2 protein-coding genes are annotated in these 4,376 nt (G+C 71.9%); both read right to left on the bottom strand.

All coding sequences use genetic code 11. The features are described 5' to 3' along the window. The coding region (locus tag DEH69_RS05450) for a type I polyketide synthase (RefSeq protein ID WP_181727272.1) at positions 1-1,738 on the bottom strand (1,738 nt) is incomplete at its 3' end. A 74-nt stretch (positions 1,739-1,812) separates the two neighbouring features. After that, positions 1,813-4,188 (bottom strand): SDR family oxidoreductase, encoded by a 2,376-nt coding sequence (locus tag DEH69_RS05445; protein WP_181727271.1) that lies wholly within the window; start codon positions 4,186-4,188, stop codon positions 1,813-1,815. Positions 4,189-4,376 lie beyond the last annotated feature (188 nt).

The raw sequence follows: 4,376 nt of genomic DNA, 5'->3' as shown, positions 1-4,376 counted from the left end.
ACGCCCCGGCCAGCTCAAGACCCATCCCCACCCACTGCGAACCCTGACCAGGGAACACAAACACCGGACGCCGAACACCCTCCACCACCACACCACTCACCACACCCGAACCAACCCCCGAACCCGCATCCGCCAACACCACCGACCGATGCTCCAACGCCGCCCGCCCCGACAACAACGCACCACCCACCACACCAGCCCCCACCCCAGGCCGCCCCGCCAAGAACTCCCGCAGGCTCTCGACCTGTTCGCGCACCGCGTCCGGGTGCTTGCCGGAGAGCGGCCACGGGGTGACCTCCACCGTCGGCGCGGCGGCCGGCTCCGCCGACGCCTCCGTCTCGGCGTCCGGCCGGGGGGCCTGCTCGATGATCACATGGGCGTTGGTGCCGCTGATGCCGAACGAGGAGATGCCGGCGCGGCGGACAAAGCCCTCGCGTTCCGGCCAGGCCGTCTCGTCGGCGAGCAGCGAGACGGCGCCGGCGGTCCAGTCGATATGCGGCGAAGGCTCCTCGGCGTAAAGGGACTTGGGCAGGGTGGAGTGGCGCAGCGCCAGCACCATCTTGATCACTCCGGCGACGCCGGCGGCGGCGCCGGTGTGGCCGATATTGGTCTTCACTGAGCCGAGGCGCAGCGGTGGCGCACCCTCGCGGCCCTGGCCATAGGTGGCCAGCAGGGCATGGGCCTCGATCGGGTCACCCAGCGCGGTGCCGGTGCCATGGGCCTCGACGGCGTCCACATCGGCGGTGGAGAGCCCTGCGTTGGCCAACGCCTGCCGGATGACGCGCTGTTGGGACTGACCGTTGGGCGCGGAGAGCCCGTTGGACGCGCCGTCCTGGTTGATCGCCGAGCCGCTGATCACGGCCAGCACCGGGTGCCCGTTCTTCCTGGCCTCGGAGAGCCGTTCGACGAGCAGCACCCCGGCGCCCTCGGCCAGCGCCATGCCGTCGGCGGCGGCGGAGAACGCCTTGGAGCGGCCGTCGCGAGCGAGGCCGTGCTGGGCGGCGAAGCCGATCAGCTGCAGCGGGGAGGAGAGCACGGTGACGCCGGCGACCAGCGCCATCGAGCACTCGTCCTGCCGCAGCGCCTGCACCGCGAGGTGGAGGGCGACCAGCGAGGAGGAGCAGGCGGTGTCGACGGAGACCGCCGGGCCTTGGAGGCCGAGGTGGTAGGAGAGCCGGCCGGAGAGCACGGCGCCCGAGGTGCCGGTCATCAGATGGCCGAAGGAGTCCTCGGGGACCTGGGACAGTTCAGCGCCGTAGTCAACGGCGTTGGTGCCGACAAAGGAGCCGATCTGGCGGCCGGCCAGGGAGGCGGGGTCGATGCCAGCGCGTTCGAACGCCTCCCAGGAGGTTTCGAGAAGCAGCCGCTGCTGGGGGTCCATCGCGGTGGCCTCGCGCGGGGATATCCCGAAGAAGCCCGCGTCGAAGTCGGCGACATTCTCCAGAAAGCCGCCCTCCCTGACATAGGTGGTGCCCTCGCCATGGGACTCGGGGTCATAAAGGCGCTCGATATCCCAGCCCCGGTCTTCGGGGAGCCCGCCGATGGCGTCGCCGCCGGAGCTGACCAGCCGCCAGAAGTCCTCGGGCGTGCTGATCCCGCCCGGGTAGCGGCAGGCCAGGCCGACGATCGCGATCGGCTCCGACCCCGCCGCTTCGACCTCCTCCAACTGGCGGCGCGCCTGGTGCAGTTCGGCAGTCGCCCACTTGAGGTAGTCGCGGAGCTTTTCTTCGTTCGCCATCACAGGCTCCCTGGGAGATGAATCGAGGCAAATACAAGGCCGCCGGTACTGAATTACCTACGCGAGAAAGTTGATCAACTCGGCTTTCCCAGCTCCCTGTGCAGAAATTCGAATACCTCGTCGTCAGAGGCCGATTCGAGCTTGTCGGCGAAGTCCTCGCCGGTGTCGGATTTTGCTTCGGCGCCGGTCCAGGCGGCGAGCATCCGCTCCAACCGCTGGGCGATCTGGGCGCGTTCCGCCTCGCTGGCGGTGGCCTGGGATAGGCCACGGTCCATCCGGTCGAGTTCGGCGTGCAGGGTGGCGACGCTCATGGTGCCGTCCCGCACGATCTCGGCGCGCAGGTGTTCGGCCAGCGCGGCGGGGGTGGGGTACTCGAAGACGAGGGTGGCCGGCAGTTTGAGGCCGGTGGCGCGGTTGAGCCGGTTGCGGAGGTCGATCGCGGTCATGGACTCGATGCCGAGGTCCTTGAAGGCGCGCTGGGGCTCCAGGTTCTCGTCCGGTGCGTGGCCGAGGACGGAACCGGCGTATCCGCAGACGAGCCTGGTCAGTTCGGCCTGCTGTTCCTCGACGGGGAGCGCGGCCAGCCGTGCGCGCAGTTCCTCGGACTCCCGTCCGTCGGTCGACTCCTCCTCCTGGGCTGCGGTCAACGCGGCGCGCGCCTCCAGCACGCCCTCGATCAGCCGGCTCGGCCTGGCCAGGGTGAAGGTCGGCGCGAACCGTCCCCAGTCGACGGCGGCGACAGCGGCGAACGGCAGCCCGCGGGAGAGCACCTGACCCAGTGCGGCCAGCGCCAACTCGGGGGGGAGCGGCGGGAGTCCGCCGGCACGGGCCTGCCGGATGGCGTCCGTGGCGTTGGGGGTGGCGCTGATCTCGCTCTCGGACATCTCCCACAGCGCCCAGGCCACGGAGATGTCCGGGGCTCCGCTGGCACGACGCTGTCGGGCCAGCGCGTCCAGATGGGCGTTGGCGGCGGCATAGCCGGTGTGGTTGCCGCTGCCCCATACGCCCGCGACGGAGGTGAAGTGGACGACGGCGTCGAGCGCGTCCCGGTCGAGCAGTTCGTCGAGGTGCTGGGCCACGCCCACCTTGGCGAGGAGGGCCCTGGTCAGCTCGGGCAGGGTGGTCTCGGTCAGCGCGGCCAGTTCGACGGTGGCCGCCGTGTGCAGCACGGCGCGGATGGTGTCACCTTCGTCCGTCAACCGCTTGATCAGTCCGGCGAGTTGGGCGCGGTCGGTGGGGTCGCAGGGGACGAGGGTGACGGTGACGTCGAGCTCGGCCAGCTCGGCGGCCAGCGGGGTGTCGGCGGTCTCGTCCGTGGCGTCCTGGTCGAGCAGGACCACGCGTCGGGCGCCGCCCCTGGCCGCCCAGCGGGCCAGGTGCTCGGCCATGGTGCCAGCGCCGCCGGTGATCAGCACGGTGTCGCGCGGTGTCCATGGCTCGGCGGGTTCGCGGGTCGGCGCGGGGAGGCGGGTGAGCCGGCGGACGAAGGTGCCGTCCGGGCGGAGCGCGAACTGGTCCTCGTCGGCGTCTCCGGTGAGCGCGGCGAGCAGCGGTTCGTCGAGCCAGCCGAGGTCGGTCGCGTGCTCGCCCGGCGGGATGCCGATGTCGAGCAACCCGCCCCAGAGCTGGGGGTGTTCGACGGCGGCGACCTGTCCGATGCCCCAGAGCTGAGCCTGCGCCGGGTGGTCGGACGGGTCGGTTTCGGACACTCCGACGGCGCCGCTGGTGGCGGCCCACAGGCGGGCGTCGTCCGGGGCGATGTCCACCAGCGCCTGGGTCAGCAGCAGGGTGCCGGCCACGCCGACGGTCAGCCCGAAGTGGTCCCGGTGCGGGCGCTCGTCGAGTGCGAGCAGCGACAACACGCCGTCGGCGTCGGGGTGTTCGGCGAAGGCGCCCTGGAGGGTGGCGGCGATCGCGGCCCGGTCCTGGGCGGCGGCGTCGACGGTGACACGGTGCACCTCGGCGCCAGCCCTGGCGAGCGCTTCCGCCACGGCGGTGGCATCGGCGAGCCCGGAAGGACCGTTGGCCTTCGGCGGCAGCACGACCAGCCAGCTGCCGGCCTCGCGGGCGGCGACGGCGCCGGTCAACCGTTCCCAGGCCGCCCGGTAGAGCCAGGAGCCGACGGTGGAACGCTCGCGGGTGCGGCGACGCCACTGGGAGACGGCGGGGAGCACGGCCTGGAGCGACTGGTCGTCGGAGACCTCCAGCAGGGAGCCGAGGGACTGCAGGTCCTCGGCCTCGACGGCCTCCCAGAAGCGGAGTTCGTCGGCGTCGGCGGGGCGGCCGCCGGACTCGGCGGGGGTCGACTCCAGCCAGTAGCGGCGGTGTTGGAAGGGGTAGGTGGGGAGTTCGGTGGCCAGCTCGCGGGCGGCCCGACTGCCAGCCGCCGGCAGCAACGGGGACCAGTCCACGCCGACGCCCCGCACCCACGCCTCCGCCAACGCCGTCACCCACCGCTGCGCGCCACCCTCACCACGCCGCAACGAACCCACCACCACCGCAACCACCCCGGCAGCCTCCGCCGTCTCACTAACCCCCACAGTCAGCACCGGATGCGCGCTCACCTCCACAAACGCACCGGCCCCCTGACCCAGCCAGCCCCGGATCGCCTCATCGAACCGGACCCGCTCCCGCAGAT

The organism is Streptomyces sp. PT12 (genome assembly GCF_003311645.1).
GTDB lineage: Bacteria > Actinomycetota > Actinomycetes > Streptomycetales > Streptomycetaceae > Streptomyces.
The sequence above is the reverse complement of the archived record's forward strand: the minus strand, read 5'-3'. Positions and strand labels throughout refer to the sequence as shown.